We start from the raw sequence: 23535 nt of genomic DNA, 5'->3' as shown, positions 1-23535 counted from the left end.
ACGAATTTCTTCCTCCCTGACTTCTCAATTCTTTCTCCTCCAGTTTCTAAATCTTGTGTTGACGTTTCTGATGGCTTGCTTCATCCGCTTTGAACGGTAGTGCTGGTAATCCTCTAACGTTGGTTGATACACAAAATAGATCACCAGAACAAACACTGCGATCGATTTGTTGTTGACTCAATCCTACAGATGCGGTGGTGATGTACAGTGTTGACAAGTCACTGTCCCCAAAGGTGCAACTGGTGGGGCAGGGTACGGGTAGTGAGATGCGGGTCATTTCTCGTCCGTCTGGATCAAACCGAATCACACACCATCCGTCCCACATGGCTGACCAGAGACATCCCTCAGCATCGATGGCTAATCCATCGGGATAAAAAGATTCTGCGGTTAGATCAATCAGCGTGCGGCGATCGCTCATCTCCCCGGTTGCAGCATCAAAGTCATAGACATAAATCGTCTGTCGAGGTGAATCAGTCAAATACAACCGTTTCTCATCCAGGCTCCAGCCCATCCCATTAGGAATTGTTAGCCCAGTTTCCATGATATGCAGTGAGTTATCTGGATCCAAGCGATAGAGGATTCCTTCTGGCTTTTCGGGATGCATGGAGCCAAACCAAAAGCGTCCCTGAGCATCACATCTGCCGTCGTTAAAGCGATTTTCGGGTTTGTCTGCTTCCAATGAAAATAGGGGTGTGAGTTCTCCCGTTTTAGTGTGGAGGAAGGCGAGGCGATCGCGCTGAGCAATAATCAGCCGATGATCCCCTGCAAGGGCGATCGGACCTACAACATCACCGACATCAAAGGAGCGATTCTCGTGTGTGGCAGGGTTAAATTGATGCACCCGATAGTTGTAAATATCAACCCAATACAATAATTGATGTGTGTTATCCCATAACGGGCTTTCACCTAAACGAGCACGGGCTTCCAGAATCACACGAGGTGTGGCGATCGCCTGGGAAGAGGTGCTTTGTATAACTGCATTCATCAGGGTTGTTGGTAAGGTTGCAACAAAATTACTCTTTTAAGAGTGCGAAATAAAACTCAAAATTAGAACTATCTTAGGAGACATTATAGTGATGTCTACATCTTGAGTTTTCCTGTTTCTTGGCCTCTGTCTGGGAATCTGGATTTGGAGGCAGAGCCTTGTTACGAGAGACAAGATGCAGTAAACAAGATTAAATGTGTCTTGCGGTGTATTTCAAAAGTCCATTAGAAAGTAGTAAGCAACTCGAAAAGATAGCTCTTCGAGTGAATTTCTAATTCCAAATAGAGCTTCTAAACTGAAAGCAAAGAATTTGGAAAGTATTCATGCGGTGGCAGCTAGGTCGTCGAAGTGACAACGTTGTAGATCGTCGAGGACGGGGTTCGGGTGCCGTTGTCGGGGGTGGCATCGGTTTAGGAACCTTACTGTTGGGGTTGTTGGTGACTTTGTTAGGTGGCGATCCGAGTGTTGTATTTAATCAGGGCGCACCCACAGGTGAGTATGGTAGTCCCTATGAACAACCCGTCGATCCGGGTTCTTTAGAGAACGATCCTCAAGCCGATTTTGTCTCTGTCGTGCTAGCTGACACCGAAGATACCTGGAGTGAAATTTTTCGCCAGTCGGGTGAAACTTACGTTGAACCAAAGTTAGTGTTGTTTTCAGGGGCAACTGAAACCGCGTGTGGCTATGGTCAGGCGGCAATGGGTCCATTTTATTGCCCCCGTGATCAAACGGTTTATATTGACCTGAGTTTCTACAAGGACCTGCAAACCCGCCATCAAGCTCCGGGCGACTTTGCTCAAGCTTATGTGATTGCTCACGAAGTTGGACACCATGTACAGAAACTGTTAGGAGTCTCAGATCAGGTGCGATCGCTGCAAAGTCAGGTGAGCGAAGTTGAAGCCAATCAACTCTCGGTGCGGTTGGAGTTGCAAGCCGACTGTTTCGCTGGAATCTGGGCACACAATGCAGAGCGATCGCGCCAGATTTTAGAGCAAGGGGATATTGAAGAGGCGATCAACGCCGCCAGTAGCATTGGTGACGATCGTTTGCAACATGAGAGCAGAGGCTACGTCGTACCTGAATCCTTTACCCACGGTAGCTCAGAGCAGCGAGTGCGCTGGTTTAAACGGGGCATTGAGTCGGGTGATCCAAGCCAATGTAACACCTTTGATGTAGCAAACCCTTAAGATAGGAAACGAGTGCTGCGTCCTAAAGCGAAACTTTGAGACACAACACTCGACACTCAGCACAGGTTAAACTCGTGCGTTGGAGAAGTCAGGGTTTTCACAGAACTCTGACTTCTCACTCTCTCAACCCATCAAGATCACGTTATCGATTACGTGAATGATGCCGTTATCTGCCTCAATATCTGCCGCAACGACGGTGGCATTCTTCACTTCAAAGTTTTTGGCAGTGCGGACAGTGATGGGTGATCCTTCAACGGAAGTCACGGAATCAACTTTCGCTAAATCGGCTTGCTTGAGCCGACCGGAGACTACGTGATAGGTGAGAATTCGCGCCAACTGGGGTGGATTTTGTACTAGCGTTTGTACGGTTCCAGGGGGAAGTTTGGCAAAGGCAGCATCGTTGGGGGCAAAGACTGTGAAGGGTCCTGGGCTTTTGAGCACGTCCACTAAACCAGCGGCTTTGACAGCGGCAACCAGGGTTTCAAAAGAGCCAGCACCGACTGCAATATCAACAATGTCAGGCATGATTTATACCAAATCCTTTCACTTCGACTACACATGAACTTGGTTGTCAGGGCGTTTCGTGAAACGCCCCTACAGAACCTTCTACCGATAGTTTTGGTTCTGAATCTCCCGAATCCGTGATTCAGGTCGAATGAACCGATCGAGTTGTGCCTCAAAGAACTTACGGTTTGCCATCAGGTGGTCGGGGTTGGGGTCATCTAGTGGATAGAGCAGAGCCGTCCGCAATGCTTGAATTACCGCTGAGGTCACGTTGTACATCGATCGCTGGAAGCTCACAGCTAATTGGATCAGCATGTCATCTTCGCCCCGACAGTGCTTCTGGTAGTACTCCACGAGATAGTCAGGCAAGAAGTGCAGCATGTCCTGCGCCAACAATGTGGGCGGGATGCCTGCGGTGCCAACGGGGAATTTGTCAGCATAAAGCACGCCATAGTGGAAGTCTTTTTGTTCAGTGGGAACCTGTCCAGCTTGCGCATTGTAGGACTTGGTACCCCGGAAGGGAGACGTGCGGTAGAATACTGCTTCCACATAGGGCAGTGCCGCTTCGTACAACCAGGTAAAGCCTTTGGACTTGGGAATGATCTCGTAGCATTCGCCATCAATGTAGACGTGATGATAAATGGGACGTCCAGCGATCGCAAAAATGCCATTTACCAAGAAGTTCATTGCATCAGGAACGCCTTTGAAACCGCCCTCATCGTAGATATCCGACATTTCAAAGAACACAGGAGCCATCACTTCCCAGAACAAGCCCAGGTTAGCGTAGTAGGACATCTGGCGGCACTGCTCCAGGAACATGTCAGGAAATGCCTTGTACATTGCCGACATCAAAGGATTCTTTTTGAAATAAGCTTTGATGGCGCGATCAGCGTTTTGGCGATATTCTTCGCTATCGAGGTACGCATCAAACAGACCTGTGCCCATGTCACGACCATGCCAGAGCATTGCTCGCATACACTCTTCGGCAAATTCCATATTGATGCGATCGTGCCACCAGTGATGGAACAGGCGAGGCATTTTCTTGTTCACTTCGCCCTTTTGCATGAATGCCAGCAACTCTGGGTGAGCCGACCCAATGCCACGCCAGATCCGCAGATCGGCGTTGTCTCCAGAATAGTGGTTGTCGCGATCGAGATACTCCTGGGAGATGAAGTACTTGAAGAAAGGTAGCGGATCGAGAAACACTTGCTCAGCGATGTAGAGCAGATCACGCCAGTAAAAGTCCATTGGAACCGCATATGCCTTATACAACCCGATAATCTGCATCAAGTTTTCGGGTGTGTCAGGAAGCATGGAGCCACCTGCTTCCAGGCGATGAATAATATCGGCAAACTCGTGGTGGGATGGGGGAATCTTAGCCGGAGCCGGAGTGGGGATCTCTAAAGTGCTTGTCATAGGTTTAGTGGGGAGTAGAGAGTGAGGAAATTAAGATCAATTGTCAATCGTCAATTGTTAATCGTTGATGGCTATTGTTCTTGAGCAAGGTCAATCATTAATTGTTAGTTGCTAATTGCTAGTGTTAGTTGCTAATTCCTAGCTCTGCACCACCTGACTATTGACCATGAACCAATAACCATTGACTATTGACCATTGACTGTTGACTTATTTATTGATGGCTAACTGCACATCGTTAGAGGTAATCGCTGGAACCGCCGCGACCATCGCCGCAGTAGTTGGCTCACTCCAACGGACAAGCCAGGTCGGTTGTACGCCCAAGAAGATGATCAGAGCAGCGAGCACCAATGCAGGTGCTTTTTCACTCAAGGTCACCTTGGGATAATAAGCCGTGGCGTTGTCCAATTTGCCAAAGCAGGTGCGGTTCAGCAGAATGACAAAGTAAACGGCTGTCAAACCTGTTCCAACGACAGCCAACAAAGTTTGCACTGGGAATGCCGAGTAACTGCCCTGGAAGATCAAAAACTCAGCGATAAATCCAGCTAATCCTGGAATTCCGGCACTCGCCATACCCCCTAACACCAGCAACGCAGTCACCGAGGGCAAGCCTCGAATGGGGTTCATCAGTCCATTCAACACATCTAACTCACGGGTTCCCACTTTGCTTTCAATTACACCTACCAGATGGAACAAGATTGCCAGAATCAACCCGTGAGCCACCATCTGAGAGACAGCACCTACTACACTGAGAGCTGTCAAGGCTGCACCACCCAACAAGATGTAGCCCATATGACCGATGGAACTGTAGGCAACCATCCGCTTGATATCTTTTTGGGCGATCGCCGCCAGTGCACCATACATGATACTGATCGCTGCCCAAATCGCCAACCAGGGTGCTAACCGACCCCAGGCTTCTGGGAATAGCCCCAACCCAAACCGGAAAATACCGTAGGTTCCCAATTTTGCTAAAACACCACCTAACAGGATTGCGACAGGAGCAGAGGCTTCAACATAGGTGTCAGGTAACCAGGTGTGAAAGGGTACAAGGGGAATCTTGATGCCAAACCCAACCAGCAACGTTCCCAAGAGCAGGAATTGCAATCCTAACGGCAGGGTTTGCCCCAACAACGCTTCGTACCCAAACGTGGAGGATTGAGTTAGCCAAATCAATCCTAAGAAGGCTGCCAGAATCAATGCGCCAGAGGTCGCGGTGTAAATCAGAAACTTGACAGCCGCATAGTTGCGCTTGGGTCCCCCCCAAATCGAAATCAACAGGTAGAAGGGGACGAGTTCCAGTTCATAGAACAGGAAGAACAACAGCAGGTTTTGTGCTAGAAATGCACCTGCTACGCCTCCACTAATTAACAAAATGAGGGAGTAGAACAGTTTTGGGCGATCGGTCGTTTGACTGCTGCAATAGATGGCAATCCAGGTGAGGAAACTGTTGAGTACCAGGAGTACCATCGATAATCCGTCTACTCCAAGTTGATAGTTCAACCCTAGAGTTTCAATCCAGGGGAGATTTTCCTGAAATTGCATCCCCGGATTCGACAAATCAAACTGAGTCAGAATAAACAACGACCAGAGCGCGATCGCACCAGACAAAACTAGAGAAATCAACCGAACTCGATTTGCAGCTAGCCCTTTTGGCAAAAAGGCGACGATAGCGGCACCAATAATGGGTATCCAGATCAATGTGCTGAGCATAGCGATTAACCAAAAATTAGTTTGGTGAATGGGAAGGGTGGGTCAAGAGTCGGCGGTTAGTAGTCAATGGTTAATAGTCAGTGGTCAATGGTCAGTAGTTAGTAGTCAATGGTCAGTAGTTAGTAGTCAATGGTTAATGGTCAGTAGTCAATGGTTAATAGTCAGTAGTCAATGGTTAATGCTCAGTAGTTAAATACAGGAGCAATGAACGATTGACCATGAACGATTGACCATGAACAATTGACCATCAACAATTGACCATGAACGATTGACCATGAACGATTGACAATTAACAATTGACAGTTCACTAATCTCCAATGACTAAGGAAAGATCTGCGATTAAAGACCAACTGGTGAGAATGCCGATGATGGCAACGCCAAAGGCGATCGTCAATGCATACGCTTGAGTTTTGCCAGAGGTGCTGTACTTCAGCAATTCACCGCCCAGAATGGACGTTAGACCTACCAAATTGACCAACCCATCGACGATGTAGCGATCGAGCCAGTCTGTGATGCGAGAAATAATATCAACACTGCCGACAACGCTGGATTTGTAGATTTTCGGAGTGTAGAAATCGTAAGCAAAGAGGTTTTGTAACGCCTTGGAGGGCAATGCAATCGGCTTTGGAATGAAATTGCCAATGTAGACAATTGCGCTGATGCTAACGCCAAAGATGCTAGACCAGGTGAGCAGCAGAGCTACATCGCGATTCAACATTGCCCAACTGGGAAGCAGTGATAAGCTCTGCATGATCAGTGGCAAATGCAATGTAAACGCGGCTCCAAAGACCATTGGCAAGGTGATGGGCCAAAGGTTTTCGGGCGATCGCACCGCCATCGGTTTAGGTTGGTTAAAGAACAACAGTCCAAATACACGAGTGACTGCAAAGCCAACCAGCGCATTGATGACCAGTAATAGACCAACCAGTACAGGACGAGTCTCCCACAGTCCATCTGCTAATTTCAGCAGTGACCAAAATCCACCCAGCGGAGGTAATGCAATCAGTCCAAGAGAGCCAGCGACATAAGCTAGACCCGTTACAGGACGACGACCCCACAGTCCACCCAACTGCGTGACATCTTGAGTAATGTTATTCAGGATGATGGAACCACAACTCATGACCAGGGTCGCCATTGCCAGAGCGTGGGTCAACACGATTAACAATGCGGCTTCGGGTTGCTCTGTACCAACAGCGATGAAGGTCAGACCCATGTAAGCACTGACGAGGTAGGACAAAACTCGTTTGATATCAATTTGGGCGATCGCAATCAACGTGCCACCCAGAGCCGTCAACGCACCAACGGCGATCGTAGCTTGCAACACCAGCGGTGAAATGGCTAACACAGGTGCCATTTTGACCAAAACCCAAGATCCCATCGCAACCACAACCGAGTTTCGCAGAATCGTGCTGGGAATGGGACCTTCCATCGCTTCGTCAAGCCACAGGTGCAGGGGGAACTGAGCACACTTACCCATTGGACCTGCTAACAGAGCCAGACCCACTAAAGCGGCTACGGTTGGATTAACATCTGCCGTTTGTGCCCATGCAGCTAATTCGTTGAAATCCCAGGTACCTGCCAGAGGATAAATTGCCAAAACCCCCATGAGCAAGAACAAATCCCCTACCCGCTTTGTTAAAAAGGCATCTCTTGCCCCAGTCACCACCAGTGGTTGATTGAGCCAGAAGCCAACCAACAGGTAAGTAGCTAATGTCAAAATTTCAAGAATGACATAGCTGAAGAATAGGGAATTGCAGAGAGCCAGAGCACACATCCCCGCTTCAAACAATGCCAGCAGGGCATAAAACCGTGCCCAACCCCAGTCCATTTCCAGGTAGCCAACCGCATAGATCTGTGCCATGAAGTTTAATCCAGTGATTAGAATCATGGCTCCAACGGTGAGTGCCGAGATTTCAACCGGGATGGTTAAATCTAGACCTGCAACCTGTAACCAGGAGAAAAACTCATAATGAGGAGGTTGTTGCCAAACCGCAGGAAGGGCTGCAACAGCGTGAATGAAAGCTATAAATGTTGTGATGGCATTGACGTAACCTGCTGGCCTTGGACCCGTACGGCGAGTCACCGACGGAAACCACAGGATTGACAACACCATGCCAATAAGCGGATAGACCGGAATTAACCAGGCGGTCTGTGCAAAGAACTGAGTCATAAGGCTAACACCTTTGCAACATCAAGGTAGGGGAAGTGCAGGCAGCGATCGCTGTCTGTATTTGGGTGGCTATTTCAGGTGAAAAAAGCTGAATATATAGCAATAGAACTATGCTACATGAAGTGAACATAATAAAAAATCTATAATTTAATGATTTATTTAATGTTTTGATTCATTAAAACTTATAGATATAGATCTATGCATAGATAATTATCTATGGATTAAAGGGATAATTATCAATAGAAGAGTTGAGTGTGGGTGAAAGCGAAGGCAGGGTGCGGTTTACACAAAGCTCAGGACGTACCTGTGCCATTGTCAATCGTCATCCGTCAATCGTTCTGGTTGAGGATTTCTCGCCTCTACCCTTCGACGCTTCCACTCTTCTACCCTCTCCTCTGCAAAAGCCTTTATCCTCAGTGATAGGCACTTAGTTTGATGGCTAGAACGATGACTCAACCCTTTACCGCTCCTTATGGCTCATGGAAATCTCCTATTACCTCTGACCTGATCGTGGCAGGAACCATCAGCCTGGGGCAGATCATGCTGGATGGAGATGATATCTACTGGAGTGAGATGCGACCCACCGAGGCAGGGCGCAATGTTGTCGTAAGGCGATCGCCCGATGGCACCACAACTGATCTGACTCCTACCCCCTTTAATGTACGAACCCGCGTGCATGAATACGGTGGCGGTGCCTATGTTGTTGCAGATGGAGTGGTCTATTTCTCAAACTTTGCCGATCAACGGCTCTATCGCCAGGAAGCCGGACAGGACCCCCAACCGCTAACGCCAGCGATCGATCTGCGTTATGCCGATGCGGTAGTAGATCAGTCACGTCAACGTCTGATTGCAGTGCGTGAAGATCACACAGGCGAGGGTGAATCTGTTAACACCATCGTTGCAGTTTCAAGCATTTCCTCGGAAGCTCCCGATGGTGGTCAGGTGCTTGTGTCGGGCAGCGATTTTTACAGTTCTCCACGACTCAGTCCTGATGGGGCTTCCTTAGCCTGGTTGAGTTGGAATCACCCCAATATGCCGTGGGATGGCACGGAACTGTGGCTTGCCCCTGTTCAAGCAGACGGTTCTCTGGGAGCAGCCCAAAAAATTGCTGGGGGACTAACTGAGTCCATCTTTCAACCTGAGTGGTCGCCGGATGGCATGCTCTATTTTATTGGCGATCGCACGGGTTGGTGGAACCTCTACCGCTATCGGGTCGGTACTCCGGTGAGCGAAGTTGAGCCAATCTGTGAAAAATCAGCCGAGTTTGGTATGCCCCACTGGATTTTTCGCATGTCTACCTACGGTTTTGAGTCCAGCGATAGCCTGATTTGTACCTATGTCGAGAATGGCATTCAGTCTGTTGCCCGCCTCAATACACAAACCCTGGAATTAACCAAAATTCCCACGCCCTATGCCAGCATTGGTGGAGTCCGCGTTTCCTCAAAACATCTGGTATTTGCCGGAGGGTCGCCTACCGCTCCTGGGGCGATCGCTCGTCTTGATCTGGCTACTGGACAGTTTGAAGTGCTGCGTCGCTCCAGCGAGTTAGAAATTGATCCGGGCTATTTGTCAGTGCCAGAGGTGATTGAGTTTCCCACGGAGCAAGGTTTAACGGCGTATGGCATCTATTACGCACCTAAAAACAAGGACTACACTGCTCCTGTTGATGCCCGTCCACCCTTGTTAGTTAAGAGCCATGGGGGACCCACTGCTGCAACCTCCGCCAACTTCAACCTCAGCATTCAATATTGGACGAGTCGCGGCATCGCCGTGTTAGATGTCAACTACGGTGGCAGCACGGGCTATGGACGCGCCTACCGGGAACGGCTTAAGGGCAATTGGGGCATTGTGGACATTGACGATTGTGTGAATGGAGCCAAGTATCTGGTCGAGAAAGGGTTAGCGGATGGCGATCGCCTCTGTATTGATGGCGGCAGTGCAGGCGGATATACAACCCTCGCTGCTCTTACCTTCCGGCAAGTGTTTAAAGCGGGAGCCAGCTATTACGGCGTCAGCGACCTCGCTGCCCTTGCTGAAGATACCCACAAGTTTGAGTCGCGCTACCTGGATGGCTTAATCGGCCCCTATCCCGAACGTGCCGATTTATATCAGGCGCGATCGCCCATTCACTTTGTCGATCGCCTCTCTTGCCCGGTGATCTTCTTCCAGGGTGACGAAGACAAAATCGTACCTCCCAACCAGGCTGAGATGATGGTCGATGCACTCAAAGCCAAGGGTTTACCCGTTGCCTACGTGTTGTTTGAGGGGGAACAACACGGCTTCCGCAAAGCCGAAAATATCAAACGTGCTCTGGATGGTGAACTCTATTTCTATGCCAAAATCTTTGGGTTTGACTTGGCGGACATGATTGAACCTGTGGCGATCGAGAATTTGTGAATGGTCAATGGTCAGTGGTCAATGGTCAATGGTCAATGGTCAGTGGTCAGTAGTCAATGGTCAATGGTCAATGGTCAATGGTCAGTGGGTGATAAGTGATGGTCGTAAGGCATAGCATTCGGCAGCTTGGTTGTAATGTAAGACACAGGATAAACTGCCGAATGCCCCACGCGTACAGGGATTTTAGAATTACACGGTTAAAGATTAACCCCACCTAAAAATTGACTAAATTGACCCAAATTAATGGAACCATCCACATTTCCAAAGGGAGTCGTCAAATCGCCAGTCAATTGACCATTCGAGAGGGTAATCGTTCCTTCAATTGGACCCAACGGAGTCGTCAGATCACTCGTAATCTGAGTATCCGAGAATGCCACAATGCCTGCAATCGGTCCCAAAGCTGTATTGAGATTGACGGTCAATAAGTCGTCTGAAATGTTGAAGTTGCCCACTACTGGACCCAAAGGCGTCGCCAAGTATACGGCTACCTGATTATTGGTATAAGTCGCTGTGCCATCAATGTCGCCAATCGGTGTAGCAATATCAACGACCACACTGCCATCGCCGTAGGTCACATTACCAGTGATAGCCCCGTAGGGTGTGGTTAAATTGAGCAAAACTTGTTCATCGTTGATATCGACTGTGCCGTCAATATCGCCAACGGGTGTGGTTAGATCCACGACTTCCGGATCACCTGTCAGGTCAACTGTCCCTTCGATCGGACCATAAACTGTCGTCAGGTCAATGGTGACCTGGGTATCAATTACAGTGATTGTGCCGTCGAATGAATCGGCAATCGTGTCGATCGCCTCAAAAAAGGACTCTAGGGCAACCATGAATTCACCTCTGATCTAAAACTGCGTTGTTATTCAAGGGCTACTGGTCGGGGTTAAGCAGAATGGGAGCGTGTTCTAACACCGCACAACTAGCCACAAACATCTCCGTAGCTTAGGTAACGAAACTCCGTCTAACCTCACCCAAAAAGACTATATTGAATGAGCAACGTGCTTCTAATGTTGACTGACTCGCTGTGGAAACTCTGGCACCTAAATCAATCAAATTTCTGCAACACCCTACTTCAACCGCCTGGATAGAACAGGCGATCGCCAACCTTGACACCGTGTTGCTCGACCATTCTCACTGTGAGCGCAAAGCCGCAGGAGTGGCACTCAATCTGATTTTTCGCTATCCCTCCAGCACGAAGTTAGTACGACAACTGACCGCGATCGCCCAGGAAGAACTGGAGCACTTTGAGCAGGTTAACCAGTGGCTCGATCGCCGGGGCATCGCTCTGGCTCCCCTTTCTGCACCGCCCTACGCCGCTGGATTAAAGAACCAGATTCGGCGACATGAACCGGATCGGATGCTGGATTCGTTGCTGGTATCTGGGCTGATTGAAGCCCGCAGTCATGAGCGACTGGGGTTATTAGCGGCACATTGTCCTGATCGCGAATTGGCACAGTTTTATCGTGGCTTAATGGCATCGGAAGCTCGCCATTATGGCATCTATTGGGTATTGGCGACGACCTACTTCGATCGAGAAGCGGTTGAGCAACGGTTAGAGGAACTGGCGATCGTGGAGAGCGAGTTACTATCTACCCTGCATCCTGAACCAAGAATCCACAGTTAAGAAGTCAGGGAGCTTGAATGCACACTCAATACCGTGACGTTTTAATTCGGGATTGGCAACCGGGCGATCGCACGCCTGCTTTTGAGGTTATTTGTTCTGTTCTGGCAGAATACAACCTGGGTTGTGAGCCAGACGGCACCGATTGGGATGCCTTTCACGTTGAGGAAGCCTACTGGCAGACTGGTGGCGAATTTTGGGTCGTCGAACATCGGGGACAGGTCGTTGGAACTGCCGGATACTACCCCGTCGAGCGAGGCGAAAAAGCGGTTGAAATTCGCAAAATGTATCTGCATCCCAGCGTCAGAGGTCACGGCTTGGGACGTTACCTGTTACAAGCTTTGGAGGAGGCGATCGCCACTCGCCACTTTCGGCAAATCTGGATAGAAACCGCCAGCGTTCTTAAAGAAGCCACCAAGCTCTACGAAAGCAGCGGCTATCAACCCTCAAGCGGAGTTGAAACGGCACGGTGCGATCGCATTTACGTCAAGATTTTGGGGAATAGGGAGTAGGGTAAACGGTAAAGATGCGATTAATCGCGTCTCTCATACTCATCTACCCATCTACTCCCTTACTCCCTTGCCACCTAAAGCAGCACAATATCTGCGTTGGTAAGGCTGGCACGATTGGTCAGGCGGGCGATCTGCACCTGACGGGTTCCGCCTAGACCATCAGCATCGTAAAAGAGGCTTCCGGTAGCGGAGTTGTAGATAAAGCGATCGCTCGTGTCAGCCGCACCGCTGCCTAAGACAAATTGATCGGCTCTCACCCGACCCCGCCTGAGGCGACGGTTAAACCCACTTCGGGCAATATAAATCGTGTCTTGTGGGGCGTTGAAGTCAGTAATCAAATCTCCGCCTTCACGCCGATTGTTGAATTGGAAGCCATCGCGACCTGCGCCACCTGTGAGGCGATCGCCACCTGCACCGCCTGTGATGCGATCGTTGCCGACCCCACCTGTGATGCGATCGCGACCTGCATCACCTAACAGTGTGTCATTCCCCACGTCGCCAACGAGAACATTATTCAACCCGTTGCCAGTGATGCTGTTGTTCAGGGCATTGCCCGTGCCGTTGAGAGCGGTTCCGGTGAGCAGCAAGTTTTCAACGTTAGTCCCCAGGGTCATCGTGACGCTGGAACGCACAGTGTCAGTACCTGCATTCAGTCCCTCAACGATTGAATCGGTCAAGCTGTCAACAACATAGAGATCGTTACCGCCATTTCCAATCAGTGAGTCTGTTCCCAGTCCTCCATCCAATATGTCGTTACCGGCATTTCCGGTGAGGGAGTCGTTCCCACCACCGCCCATGAGGGAGTCGTTCCCCAAGCCACCAATAAGGCTGTCGTTTTGCAAGTCGCTGCCCATCATGGTGGCAGTACCACCAAAGCCACTGAAATCAAACCGTTCAAAGTTAGTGACCGTGGTGCCGTTGGAAATAATACCTGTGACTTGGTTGGTGGTGCTTCTGGCATCGACAATCGCCGTTCCAGTGCCATCCGTGAGGATAAAGGCATCTAACCCAATGCCACCGCTGATCGTGTCGCTCTGTTGCAAGTTTGCCAGGACGGAGCTTACTGCATCATCGGTTGTCGGTGCATCAATCACATCGCGATTGGGGGTTGTCACCAGAGAAAGTCCCGGACCGCCGCCGGGAAGCCCTCCGATGGCAAAGCTCAGGGTTGTGGTTGCGGTAGCACTGTCGTCTTCGCCATCGTGAACGCTAAAGCGAATGCGACGTGGCGTTGCTTCTGGGTCAAGGACACTGCTGCGGTAGGTGACGCTGCGGAGTACCTGTTGATAGGTCGCGACAGAAGCACTTCCCAACAGGTTGAGCACTCCGACATCGGGGTTGTAAGAAGCGATAATCCCTGTTCCTGTGGTGTCAACAGCAAGCTGTTCTTGCAGCAGGCGAATTGGATTTTCGATAAACACCAACGCCGACGACAGAGTAGCACTATCAACATCGCTCAGGGTAATGCCATCGGCAACCCGGGCAACTGCTCCCGGAGTCGCTGACATGGTCAGGTCGATGCCTGCGCTGGCACCATTTAAATCCACCGTTGGAGGCGTGTTTTCAAAGACAATTTGCAATGCGCCGATGGTGGGGTTACTGCTCAAGCTGCCGTCACTGACACTGAACTGAATCAGTTGGGATGGCGTATTGACCGTGGCGTTGGGATTGTTGTATGTGATCGTTCGCAATGCAGTCTGATAGGCATTGGCAGAGGCAACCCCGGTTAGCGTCAGCACACCAGTATTGGCGTTAAAGCTGCCCGTGATGCCGTTTTGGTTAGTAAAGCCCAGATTGCCTTGCCCTGGGGTGTAACCAACGATCGCGATCGCCGCACTGGTTAACGTGGTTGTATCCGGATCGACTACAGCCATACCCACATCAAGGGCGATCGCCCCTTTCGTTCTGTCATAGGGAATCACGCCCAGGGAAGTAGTGATGCTGGGGGCATCATTGACAGGCGCAATTTGGATCTGACGAGATGCCAGGTTGCCGCTGGAGGTGTTGTCGCGGACAGCGAATTGAATTGCCCGTGAAGTCGGCGGATTGTCGCTGTTGTTGGTGTAGGTGATCGATCGCAGCGCGTTTTGATAGTTAGGCAGGGCAGACAAACCACTCAGCGTTAAAACGCCGGTCGCGCTGTCAAAGGTTCCTGTGATGCCGTTTTGGGGGTTGAAACCGAGAAGTTCCTGGCTACCAGGGGTGTAGCCCACAATCGTCACAGTTGCACCCGTAAGCAGCACACTGTCGGAATCGCCAATGGTAACTCCCGTATCAATCAAGACGGCTCCACCATTTTCGGGATAGGCGAGGGGACTGCCCGTTGTCGTCACCAATGGAGCGGTGTCATCCGGCAGAACTTGAATAGTTCGGGTGGCAAAGTTGCTGGTGACGTTGCTGGTGTCTCTGACAGAAAAGCGCACCAGGCGATCGGCAAGATTGGGAGTGCTGCTGCTGTTGCGATAGGTGACCGATCGCAAGACGGCAATATAGTCGTTGAGATTAGCTGTTCCTGAGAAGGTGAGTGTGCCACCGCTGAGGCTACCTGTAATGCCTGCCTGGGGGGTGAAGTTTAACACATCCTGGGCAGGATCAAAGTTGACAATGGTGACCGTGGCACCGTTCAGTTGAGTGCTATCGGTATCGCTCAGCGTTAGTCCACTATCGATGGGAATTGCGCTGGCTCCCTCTGCGTAGGGAATGGGGGTAGCCGTGGTGGTGACAACCGGAGGGTCATCAATAGCGTTCACTGTGATATTGACGGTTGCAGCGGTTGCGGCATACAGGGTGCCGTCGGAGCCATTCCAGCCAAAGCTGATGGTTCCACCAAAGTTGGTGTTGGGGGTGAAGGTCAGGCTGTTGAGCTGAGCAACTGCAATTTCCTGGTTGATCGTGACGAGCGAGCCTCCCAACCGTAAGGTGCCGTTGGTTGGCAGCGATGTAATCTGAATCTTAACCAGGCTGTTGCCATCGAGATCGCTAAATGCACCGATAAAGTCATTGCTGGAAAAGTTGATAACGGTGTCTTCGTTAATAACCTTGCTGACGTTGGTTAGGGTAGGCGCGTCATTCACAGCGGCGATCGCCAGAGTGACGGTGCTGGCGGTGGCGGCAAAGCTGGTGCCATCGGAGCCTGTCCAGCCAAAGCTATCAGTGCCGTTGAATTGGGGGTTGGGCGTATAGGTCAGGTCGGCGATCTGCGCGACTGGAATCACCTGATTGACCGTAACAGCAGCACCGCTAAGGCGTAAGGTACCGTTCGTGGGCAACGATGTAATTCGGAGTTGATTGAGGGTATCACCATCAGGGTCAGCGAATCCGGCAGCAAAGTCAGTCGTGGCAAAGATGACATTTGTGTTCTCGGTGCCTGCCTTGTTGACCGGGTTCACCGTGGGGGGGTCAGCGATGGGCGTAACTACCACATCAAAGGTTTCAGTGGTTGTGGAGTTGCCATCGTTGACGGTGAGGGTGATGGTTGAAGTCCCGTTCTGGTTTGTGGCAGGAGTGACGGTAACCGTGCGGTTTGCCCCAGTGCCACCGATGACGATACTGCCATTGGGAATCAGGGTTGGATTGCTGGATGTAGCCGTCACGGTCAATGAACCGACTGGGGTATCTACATCCCCGATCGTGAACGGAATCGCTGTTGATGCGGTGTCTTCATTGATGGTCTGATTTGCGATCGCCGTGATGGTGGGTGCATCGTTGACTGCCCCTACCACTAAGTTGAAGACACGGGTGGTAATTGCCGTGCCATCACTCACTTGAAGGGTAATGACGGCTGTTCCCGATTGGTTGGCAACGGGGGTAACGGTGACGGTGCGGTTCGCTCCGGTGCCACCGATAGCAATGTTGCCCGTGGGAACGAGGGTGGTGTTACCGGAAGTTGCCGTGATGACGAGGGAGTCAGGCAGCGATTCTGCATCGCCAACGGTAAAGGCAATGGGAGTGGTGGCAGTGCCCTCTGTAGTGGTCTGATCCGCGATCACGCTGACGGTTGGTGGGTCGTTAACCGGATTCACCGTGACATCAAAGGTTTCAGTAACGGTAGTCGTGCCGTCATTGACGTTAACGGTGATTGTGGCAATTCCGGTCTGGTTCGCGAGTGGCGTAACGTTGATCGACCGATTGGCTCCCGCACCTAGGATGACGATGTTGCCATTGGGGATTAATGCCGGGTTGCTGGAGGTAGCCGTGACCGTAAGGGAATTGAGCGATGTGTCGATATCCGCCAGGGTGAGGGGGATAGCTCCGGTGGAAGTGTCTTCGTTAATCACCCGATCGCTAATGGGGGCGATCGTCGGCGGATCGTTAACCGAAGTCACGACCACATCAAAGGTTTCGGTGCTGAAGTTAGTGCCATCACTCACGCGAACGCTAATGGTGGCAGTGCCCGATTGATTGGTGGCAGGGGTAACGGTGACAGTGCGGTTCGCTCCCGTGCCGCTGATGATGATATTACTGTTGGGAATCAGTGCCGTGTTGCCGGAAGTTGCCGTGACGACCAAGGTTCCCAGCGGGCTGTCGATATCGCTGATTGTGAAGGGAATGGGGGCTGTCGCGGTGTTTTCGCTGGTGTTCTGGTCGGCGATCGCACTGGCAATGGGTGCGTCGTTGATCGGATTCACCGTGACATCAAAGGTTTCAGTGGCAGTCTGATTGCCATCGCTGACCGTCAGCGTGATAGTGGTTGTGCCCGATTGGTTTGCCGTTGGAGTCACGACAACAGTCCGGTTTGCCCCCGTTCCCGTGATTACAACATTGCCATCGGGAACCAGTGCCCCATTGCTAGAGGTGGCTGTGATGGTCAGGTTGCTGAGGGGAGTGTCGATATCCCCCACCGTGAACGGAATGGCGGTGGTTGGGGTGTCTTCGTTGGTGAGCTGGTTGTTAATGGTGCTGATCGTCGGTGGGTCGTTGACCGCTCCTACTACCACATCAAAGGTTTCGGTCGTAGTAAGTGTGCCGTCGCTGACGCTGACCGTGATCGTAGCAGTGCCAAACTGGTTAGCCGCCGGGTTCACAGTGACAGTGCGGTTAGCCCCACTACCGCCCAAAATGATATTGCTATTGGGAACGAGTGTGGGGTTATTGGAGGTGGCGGTGATGGTGAGCGAACCTGCTGGCGTTTCTGCGTCGTTGACCGTAAAGGCAAGTGCCCCGGTTGTTACCCCTTCGTTGACACTTTGATCGGCGATCGCAGTGATGGTCGGCGGGTCATTAACCGGATTCACCACAATGTCGAAGGTTTCGGTAACGGTGGTTGTGCCATCGTTGACATTCACCGTAATGGTGGCAGTACCTGTTTGGTTGGCTGCCGGATTGACGATGATAGTCCGGTTGGTTCCCGTTCCTCCGATGGTCAGGTTGCCATTGGGAACGAGCGTTGGATTGCTAGACGTGGCTGTAACGATAAGCCCAAGTGGAGAAGTATCAATGTCGTCCAGCGTAAAGGGAATGGCAGCGGTGGGGGTATCTTCGTTGGTGGTCTGATCGGCGATCGCACTGATGGTGGGCGGATCGTTAACCCCGTTGACCACTACATCAAACGTCTCCGTGGTCGTGGTCGTGCCGTCGCTGACATTGATGGTGATGGTGGCAGTGCCAGACTGGTTTGCCAGTGGAGTGACCGTCACCGTGCGGTTGGCTCCCGTGCCACTGATGACAATGTTACTATCGGGCACCAATGCCGGATTTGCCGACGTTGCCGTAACCGTCAGGGTATTGACCGGGTTATCAACGTCGGCAATGGTAAAGGGCAGCGCAGTTGTCGCCTGATCTTCGTTAATCGTCTGATCGGCGATCGCCGTAATGGTGGGTGGGTCGTTGATCGCGCCTACAACGACGTTGAAGGTTTCAACGGTGGTCGCTGTGCCGTCGCTGACACTGACGGTAATGATCGCAGTACCAAACTGGTTGGCAACTGGATTGACTGTAACTGTGCGATCGCTGCCACTGCCCCCCAAAATAATGTTGCTGTTGGGCACCAGAGCCGGATTGCTGGAGGTAGCAGTGACGGTGAGGACACCAGGAGAGGTTTCGGCATCGCTCACGGTAAAAGCGATCGCTCCCGTTGAAATCCCTTCATTCACCGTTTGATCACCAATTGCCGTGATAAACGGTGCGTCATTTACCGTGCCCACGACCAGGTTAAACGTCTCAAAACTGGTCGTGGTGCCGTCGTTGACCGCAATTGTGATCGTGGCAGTGCCCGATTGATTGGCTGCCGGAGTAACCGTCACGGTTCGGTTGGCTCCCGTTCCACCAATCACGATATTGCCGTTTGGCACCAGCGTTGTGTCACTGGAGGTAGCGGTCACGGTGAGCAAATCGGCGGTCGTCTCGATATCCCCAATGGTGAAGGGCAGAGCCGTTGTTGTCTGATCCTCATCAATGGTCTGATCGGCGATCGCACTGATCGTGGGTGGGTCGTTGACTGCTCCCACCACAACATCAAAGGTTTCGGTGGTCGTGGTGTTGCCATCACTAACCGTCAGGTTGATGGTGGTTGTGCCGGATTGGTTGGCGACTGGGGTAACTGTGACAGCACGGTTAGATCCGGTTCCTGTAAGCACTACATTGGCGTTGGGTACTAGCGTCGTGTTACTGGAGGCCGCCGTTACAGTGAGAGAACCGACGGGGGTATCTACATCGCCAATCGTGAAAGGAAGCGCAGCAGTGGGCGTATCTTCGTTGATGGACTGATCGGCGATCGCACTAATCGTCGGTGGGTCATCCACCGCCCCCACTGCCAGGTTGAAGGTTTCGGTGGTGGTGGTGTTACCATCGCTGACATTGACGCTGATCGTGACGTTGCCGGACTGGTTGGGTAGAGGCGTCACGGTTACGGTGCGGTTCGCCCCGCTGCCTCCGATCACAATATTGCCGTTGGGAACGATCGCCCCATCGCTTGAGGTCGCCGTGATGATCAGAGAACCCGATGGAGTCTCTACATCCCCAACTGTGAAGGGAATGGCGGTGGTGGCAGTGCCTTCGTTGGTGGTCTGATCGGCGATCGCACTGACTGTAGGGGAATCGTTGACCGCTGCTACCACCACATCAAAGGTTTCCGTGGTCGTGTTCGCGCCGTCACTGAGGCTGAGGGTAATGGTTGCCGTCCCAAACTGGTTGAGGGCAGGGGTGACCCTGATCGTGCGGTTCGCTCCCGTTCCCGTGATGACAATATTGCCATTGGGCACGAGCGTAGGGTTGCTGGAGGTGGCGGTCAGGGTGAGTGACCCCACGGGCGTTTCCACATCGTCAATCGTGAAGGGAATCGCTGTGGTAGGAGTGTCTTCGTTGACAGGTTGGTCGGCGATCGCACTAATCGTCGGTAGATCATCAACGGGTGTGACGACCACATTAAAGGTTTCTGTGGCAGTCGTCGTGCCGTCACTGACGTTGACGGTAATCGTGGCAGTGCCCGACAGGTTACTGGCAGGGGTGACGGTGATCGTGCGGTTGGTTCCCGTTCCACCGACCACGATGTTGCCGTTGGGAATCAGGGTTTGGTCATCGGAAACCGCCGTAATGACGAGAGAACCAATCGGCGTATCTGGATCCCCGATCGTGAAGGGAATGGCAGTCGTTGCCGAATCTTCATCGGTAGTTTGATTCGTGATCTCACTAATGGTGGGTGGGTCATCGACAACGCCCACCGACACACTAAAGGTTTCTGTCGTGGTCGTGGTGCCGTCACTGACGTTGACGGTAATCGTGGCAATGCCCGACTGTCCAGCGGCAGGGGAGACGGTAATCGTGCGGTTTGCACCACTGCCCCCAATCACAATATTGCCGTTCGGCACCAGTGTTGTGTCGCTGGAGGTGGCAGTGATGGTCAATGCTCCCGGTGCAGTTTCCACATCCCCCACCGTAAAGGGAATGGCAGTGGTGGGCGTGTTTTCGCTGGTGGTCTGGTTGTCGATCGCACTGACCGTGGGCGGATCATTCAACGGGTTGACGACCACATCAAAGGTTTCGATGGTCGTGTTGGTGCCATCGCTGATGCTTAAGGTAATGGTGGTCGTGCCTGACAAGTTGGCAACGGGGGTAACCGTAATAGTGCGATTGGCACCCGCACCCGTCACCACAACGTTGGCGTTCGGTACCAGGGTCGTGTTGCTGGAGGTCGCTGTTACCGTCAAATCATCTGCCAGCGTTTCCTCATCCCCAATCGTGAAGGCAAGTGCCCCCGTGTTGGCATCTTCGTTGATGTTTTGATCAGCGATCGCTGTAATCGTTGGGTTATCGTTGACCGCCGTAACTACGACGTTAAAGGTTTCTGTGGCGGTGGTCGTGCCGTCGCTGACGTTGATGGTAATCGTGGCACTGCCCGACAGGTTTGCCGCTGGCGCGACGGTAATCGTGCGGTTGGCTCCACTGCCCCCTAAAACCACATTGGCATTGGGAATCAACGTGGTATTGCTGGAGGTCGCTGTCACTGTCAAATTGGCGATCGGGGTATCGATATCCCCAATCGTGAAAGCAAGTGCCCCCGTGTTGGCATCTTCGTTGATGTTTTGATCGGCGATCGCCGTAATGGTGGGTGGGTCATCCACGTTGCCCACCGACACGTTAAAGGTTTCGGTGGTGGTGGTGGTGCCATCATTGACACTGACAGTGATCAGAGCTACCCCAGATTGTCCGGCTAGCGGAGTAACCGTCACCGTCCGGTTGGCTCCACTGCCCCCAATCAAAATATTGGCGTTGGGCACCAGCGCGGTATTGTTTGAGGTTGCCGTCACCGTCAACGCATTGGGGGGCGTCTCCGCATCTCCAACCGTAAATGCCAGGGCAGGGGTGGAAGTATTTTCCTCAATAGACTGATCGGCGATCGCCGTGATGGTTGGCAGGTCGTTGAGTGGAGCCACTACCACATCAAAGGTTTCTGTAACGGGAGTTGTCCCGTCGCTAACGGTGAGCGTAATGGTGGCAGTGCCCGACTGGTTAGCGACAGGGGTCACGGTTACGGTGCGGTTTGCCCCGGTGCCGCTGATGACGATATTGCCGTTCGGCACCAGAGCCGGATTGCTCGAAGTCCCGCTGAGCGTCAAGGTATTGATGTCCGTATCAACATCCCCAATCGTGAAGGACAGGGGTCCGGTGTTGGCGTCTTCGTTGATGGACTGGTCGGCGATCGCGGTAATCGTTGGTGGGTCGTCGATCGCTGTCACCGTTAAGAGAAAGTTGCGAGTTGTCGTTAAATCGCCATCCGTTACATCTAACGTAATCGTGGTGCTACCGGACAGATTTGCTGTTGGGGTAATGCGGACGGTGCGGTTGATGCCTGTTCCTAAAACCTCAATATTGGCGTTGGGAACCAGAGTCGTATCACTCGATGATGCTACTACCGTGAGGGAAGTAGCCGGAGTATCAACATCACTGACTGTAAAGGCAACATCAATCGGTGCATCTTCATTCGTGATTTGGGTATCAATAGCACTGACAATGGGTGGATCATTGACAGGGTTGATGGTTAAGCTGACCTGAGCCGGAGTATTGGCAAAAGACGTGCCATCTGATCCATTCCAGGTGAAGCTGTCAGAACCACTGAAGTTGGAGGCAGGGGTATAGGTAAGATTGGCGAGGTTAGACGCTAAAATCTCCTGATTTAGCAGAACATCAACGCCGTCGAGTTTGAGCGTACCTTGAGTCGGTAGGGCGAGAATTTGGATAGAGCCGAGACTATCGCCATCTGGATCGGTAAATGCCCCAACAAAGTCAGCCAGAGTAAAGGGGAAAACCTGATCCTCATCCAGGGTTTTGCCAAAGGTGCTAATGGTGGGAATTTGATTTGCCGCTGCGGCAAAGGCTTCGGCATAAACGCCCGCACCGCCCCCATCCTGAGTTCCGCTACTGCTTGTCCAGGCAACCACATAGTTGCCCGTAGGAGTCATGGATACGGAGGAATACTGCTGATCACCTGCGATCTCATCATTAATGCGAAACTCTGAACCCTGGCGATTCCCAGATGCGTTGAAGCGTTGACCAAAGACTCCCCAACCCGTGCCTGCATCTTGCCCCGCACTCGACCAGGTGACAATAAAGTTACCGGCACCATCCATTGAAACCGTTGGGTTTCGTTGTTGATTGAAGGTTGTGGAGTTAACGCGAAATTCATCCGTGCCCTGGGGTTGCCCCAGTGCGTTGTAACGTCGGGCATAGACCCCATCGTTGCTGCCATCCTGCCCATTGCTTGCCCAGACGATGACAAAATCACCATCGGCATCCATCGCCACACTGGGGTCAAGCTGGCCATTCGTGGTGTAGTTGTTGACGCGAAACTCGGTGGTGATGGGGTCGCCATCGGCATCAAACAAGCGGGCGTAAACATCGGCGGCGGCACCGGAGCCATTAATCCAGGTGATAACGAAGTTGCCGTTATCTGCCATGGCAATCCGCGAATATTGCTGATCGCCGCTGGTGATCTGAGTATTGACGCGAAACTCACTGCCCCAGGTGTTGTTTGTATTGTCGTAGCGACGGGCAATGATGCCATTGCCATTACCATCCTGTGCGAGCGATGTCCAGGTGACAACAAAGCTGCCGTTTGCGTCCATTGCCACATTAGAGGCTTGCTGTGTCCCTGGAAGGGTGGTGTTAACCTGAAACTCGCCATCGATGGGGTTGCCAGTTTTGCTATATCGCTGAATGTAAACCCCTTCATCCGGGTCACCGGGTTGCCCAAAACTAGTCCAGGTAACGACAAAATCACCATCGGCATCCATGGCGACACTCGGTTGCCACTGCTCATCTGTGGTGAAGGTGTTGACGCGAAACTCGGTCACCCCAATTTTGTTGCCAGTTGCGTCAAATCGCTGAGCATAAACGCCCCACGGTCTAATACCAGATGTGTCGTCTTGCGCTCGACTTGCCCAGACAACCACAAAGTTGCCACTGTCATCGGTAGCGATGGCTTGTGCAGCTGGAATTGGCACCCCAGCGGGAAACATCGTTTGGTCGTTGGTTGTAGTGGTATTAACCCGAAATTCTGGCATAGGAGTGGTTTTGGTGATGCCTACTATACGAAG

General features: G+C 51.9%; 12 protein-coding genes. 5 read left to right on the top strand and 7 right to left on the bottom strand.

Translation table 11 applies throughout. The annotated features are described in order from the left end of the window. Nucleotides 1–46: 46 nt before the first annotated feature. Nucleotides 47–985 carry an SMP-30/gluconolactonase/LRE family protein gene (locus H6G89_RS10730; RefSeq protein ID WP_190505856.1) on the bottom strand — a complete coding sequence of 313 codons (939 nt, stop codon included), beginning with the start codon at nucleotides 983–985 and terminating at the stop codon, nucleotides 47–49. A 323-nt stretch (nucleotides 986–1308) separates the two neighbouring features. Here H6G89_RS10730 and ypfJ point away from each other — a divergent pair, with 323 nt between their 5' ends. Next, nucleotides 1309–2172, top strand: coding sequence for a KPN_02809 family neutral zinc metallopeptidase (gene ypfJ / locus H6G89_RS10725; RefSeq protein WP_190505854.1), 864 nt, complete (start codon nucleotides 1309–1311; stop codon nucleotides 2170–2172). Nucleotides 2173–2295: 123 nt separating this feature from the next. Here the strand turns inward: ypfJ and H6G89_RS10720 are convergent, their stop codons facing one another. The 3 genes from H6G89_RS10720 to H6G89_RS10710 all read right to left on the bottom strand — a co-directional run bounded on the left by H6G89_RS10720 (nucleotide 2296) and on the right by H6G89_RS10710 (nucleotide 5799). Continuing rightward, entirely contained in the window at nucleotides 2296–2697 is a 402-nt protein-coding gene (locus tag H6G89_RS10720; protein WP_190505852.1) for a fasciclin domain-containing protein, read from the bottom strand. A gap of 81 nt (nucleotides 2698–2778) precedes the next feature. Further along, nucleotides 2779–4092: a CO2 hydration protein gene (locus tag H6G89_RS10715; protein ID WP_190505850.1), complete on the bottom strand. Its 1314-nt coding sequence runs from the start codon at nucleotides 4090–4092 to the stop codon at nucleotides 2779–2781. 207 nt (nucleotides 4093–4299) lie between these two features. Further along, nucleotides 4300–5799: an NADH-quinone oxidoreductase subunit M gene (locus H6G89_RS10710; protein ID WP_190505848.1), complete on the bottom strand. Its 1500-nt coding sequence runs from the start codon at nucleotides 5797–5799 to the stop codon at nucleotides 4300–4302. Nucleotides 5800–5836: 37 nt separating this feature from the next. On the opposite strand from H6G89_RS10710, the gene H6G89_RS10705 reads away from it, so the two are divergent. Further along, nucleotides 5837–5992, top strand: a complete 156-nt coding sequence (locus tag H6G89_RS10705) for a hypothetical protein (RefSeq protein WP_190506155.1) — start codon at nucleotides 5837–5839, stop codon at nucleotides 5990–5992. A gap of 114 nt (nucleotides 5993–6106) precedes the next feature. Here H6G89_RS10705 and H6G89_RS10700 read toward each other — a convergent pair whose 3' ends face one another. Continuing rightward, nucleotides 6107–7969, bottom strand: a complete 1863-nt coding sequence (locus tag H6G89_RS10700; RefSeq protein WP_190505846.1) for an NAD(P)H-quinone oxidoreductase subunit F — start codon at nucleotides 7967–7969, stop codon at nucleotides 6107–6109. A 447-nt stretch (nucleotides 7970–8416) separates the two neighbouring features. Between H6G89_RS10700 and H6G89_RS10695 the strand changes: the two genes are divergently transcribed. Continuing rightward, nucleotides 8417–10366, top strand: coding sequence for a S9 family peptidase (locus tag H6G89_RS10695; protein ID WP_190506132.1), 1950 nt, complete (start codon nucleotides 8417–8419; stop codon nucleotides 10364–10366). 197 nt (nucleotides 10367–10563) lie between these two features. On the opposite strand, the gene H6G89_RS10690 is transcribed toward H6G89_RS10695, so the two are convergent. Next, complete coding sequence (locus tag H6G89_RS10690; protein WP_190505844.1) at nucleotides 10564–11202, bottom strand: hypothetical protein; 639 nt, start codon at nucleotides 11200–11202, stop codon at nucleotides 10564–10566. A 194-nt stretch (nucleotides 11203–11396) separates the two neighbouring features. Between H6G89_RS10690 and H6G89_RS10685 the strand changes: the two genes are divergently transcribed. Together H6G89_RS10685 and H6G89_RS10680 are read left to right on the top strand one after the other, a co-directional pair. Further along, on the top strand, nucleotides 11397–11996 hold the full coding sequence (locus H6G89_RS10685; RefSeq protein ID WP_190505842.1) for a tRNA-(ms[2]io[6]A)-hydroxylase: 600 nt from the start codon (nucleotides 11397–11399) through the stop codon (nucleotides 11994–11996). 17 nt (nucleotides 11997–12013) lie between these two features. Beyond that, nucleotides 12014–12505: a GNAT family N-acetyltransferase gene (locus H6G89_RS10680; protein ID WP_190505840.1), complete on the top strand. Its 492-nt coding sequence runs from the start codon at nucleotides 12014–12016 to the stop codon at nucleotides 12503–12505. A gap of 74 nt (nucleotides 12506–12579) precedes the next feature. Here the strand turns inward: H6G89_RS10680 and H6G89_RS10675 are convergent, their stop codons facing one another. Further along, nucleotides 12580–23502 (bottom strand): tandem-95 repeat protein, encoded by a 10923-nt coding sequence (locus tag H6G89_RS10675; RefSeq protein WP_190505839.1) that lies wholly within the window; start codon nucleotides 23500–23502, stop codon nucleotides 12580–12582. Nucleotides 23503–23535 lie beyond the last annotated feature (33 nt).

The organism is Oscillatoria sp. FACHB-1407, from assembly GCF_014697545.1.
Classification (GTDB): Bacteria; Cyanobacteriota; Cyanobacteriia; order Elainellales; family Elainellaceae; genus FACHB-1407.
This window is presented reverse-complemented; position numbering and strand designations above follow the sequence as displayed.

What these genes read in the sequence shown, in the direction of transcription:
- H6G89_RS10730 (WP_190505856.1), bottom strand. Translation starts at nt 985, where the DNA reads ATGAATGCAGTTATACAAAGCACCTCTTCCCAGGCGATCGCCACACCT.
- ypfJ (WP_190505854.1), top strand. Translation starts at nt 1,309, where the DNA reads ATGCGGTGGCAGCTAGGTCGTCGAAGTGACAACGTTGTAGATCGTCGA.
- H6G89_RS10720 (WP_190505852.1), bottom strand. Translation starts at nt 2,697, where the DNA reads ATGCCTGACATTGTTGATATTGCAGTCGGTGCTGGCTCTTTTGAAACC.
- H6G89_RS10715 (WP_190505850.1), bottom strand. Translation starts at nt 4,092, where the DNA reads ATGACAAGCACTTTAGAGATCCCCACTCCGGCTCCGGCTAAGATTCCC.
- H6G89_RS10710 (WP_190505848.1), bottom strand. Translation starts at nt 5,799, where the DNA reads ATGCTCAGCACATTGATCTGGATACCCATTATTGGTGCCGCTATCGTC.
- H6G89_RS10700 (WP_190505846.1), bottom strand. Translation starts at nt 7,969, where the DNA reads ATGACTCAGTTCTTTGCACAGACCGCCTGGTTAATTCCGGTCTATCCG.
- H6G89_RS10695 (WP_190506132.1), top strand. Translation starts at nt 8,417, where the DNA reads ATGACTCAACCCTTTACCGCTCCTTATGGCTCATGGAAATCTCCTATT.
- H6G89_RS10690 (WP_190505844.1), bottom strand. Translation starts at nt 11,202, where the DNA reads ATGGTTGCCCTAGAGTCCTTTTTTGAGGCGATCGACACGATTGCCGAT.
- H6G89_RS10680 (WP_190505840.1), top strand. Translation starts at nt 12,014, where the DNA reads ATGCACACTCAATACCGTGACGTTTTAATTCGGGATTGGCAACCGGGC.
- H6G89_RS10675 (WP_190505839.1), bottom strand. Translation starts at nt 23,502, where the DNA reads ATGCCAGAATTTCGGGTTAATACCACTACAACCAACGACCAAACGATG.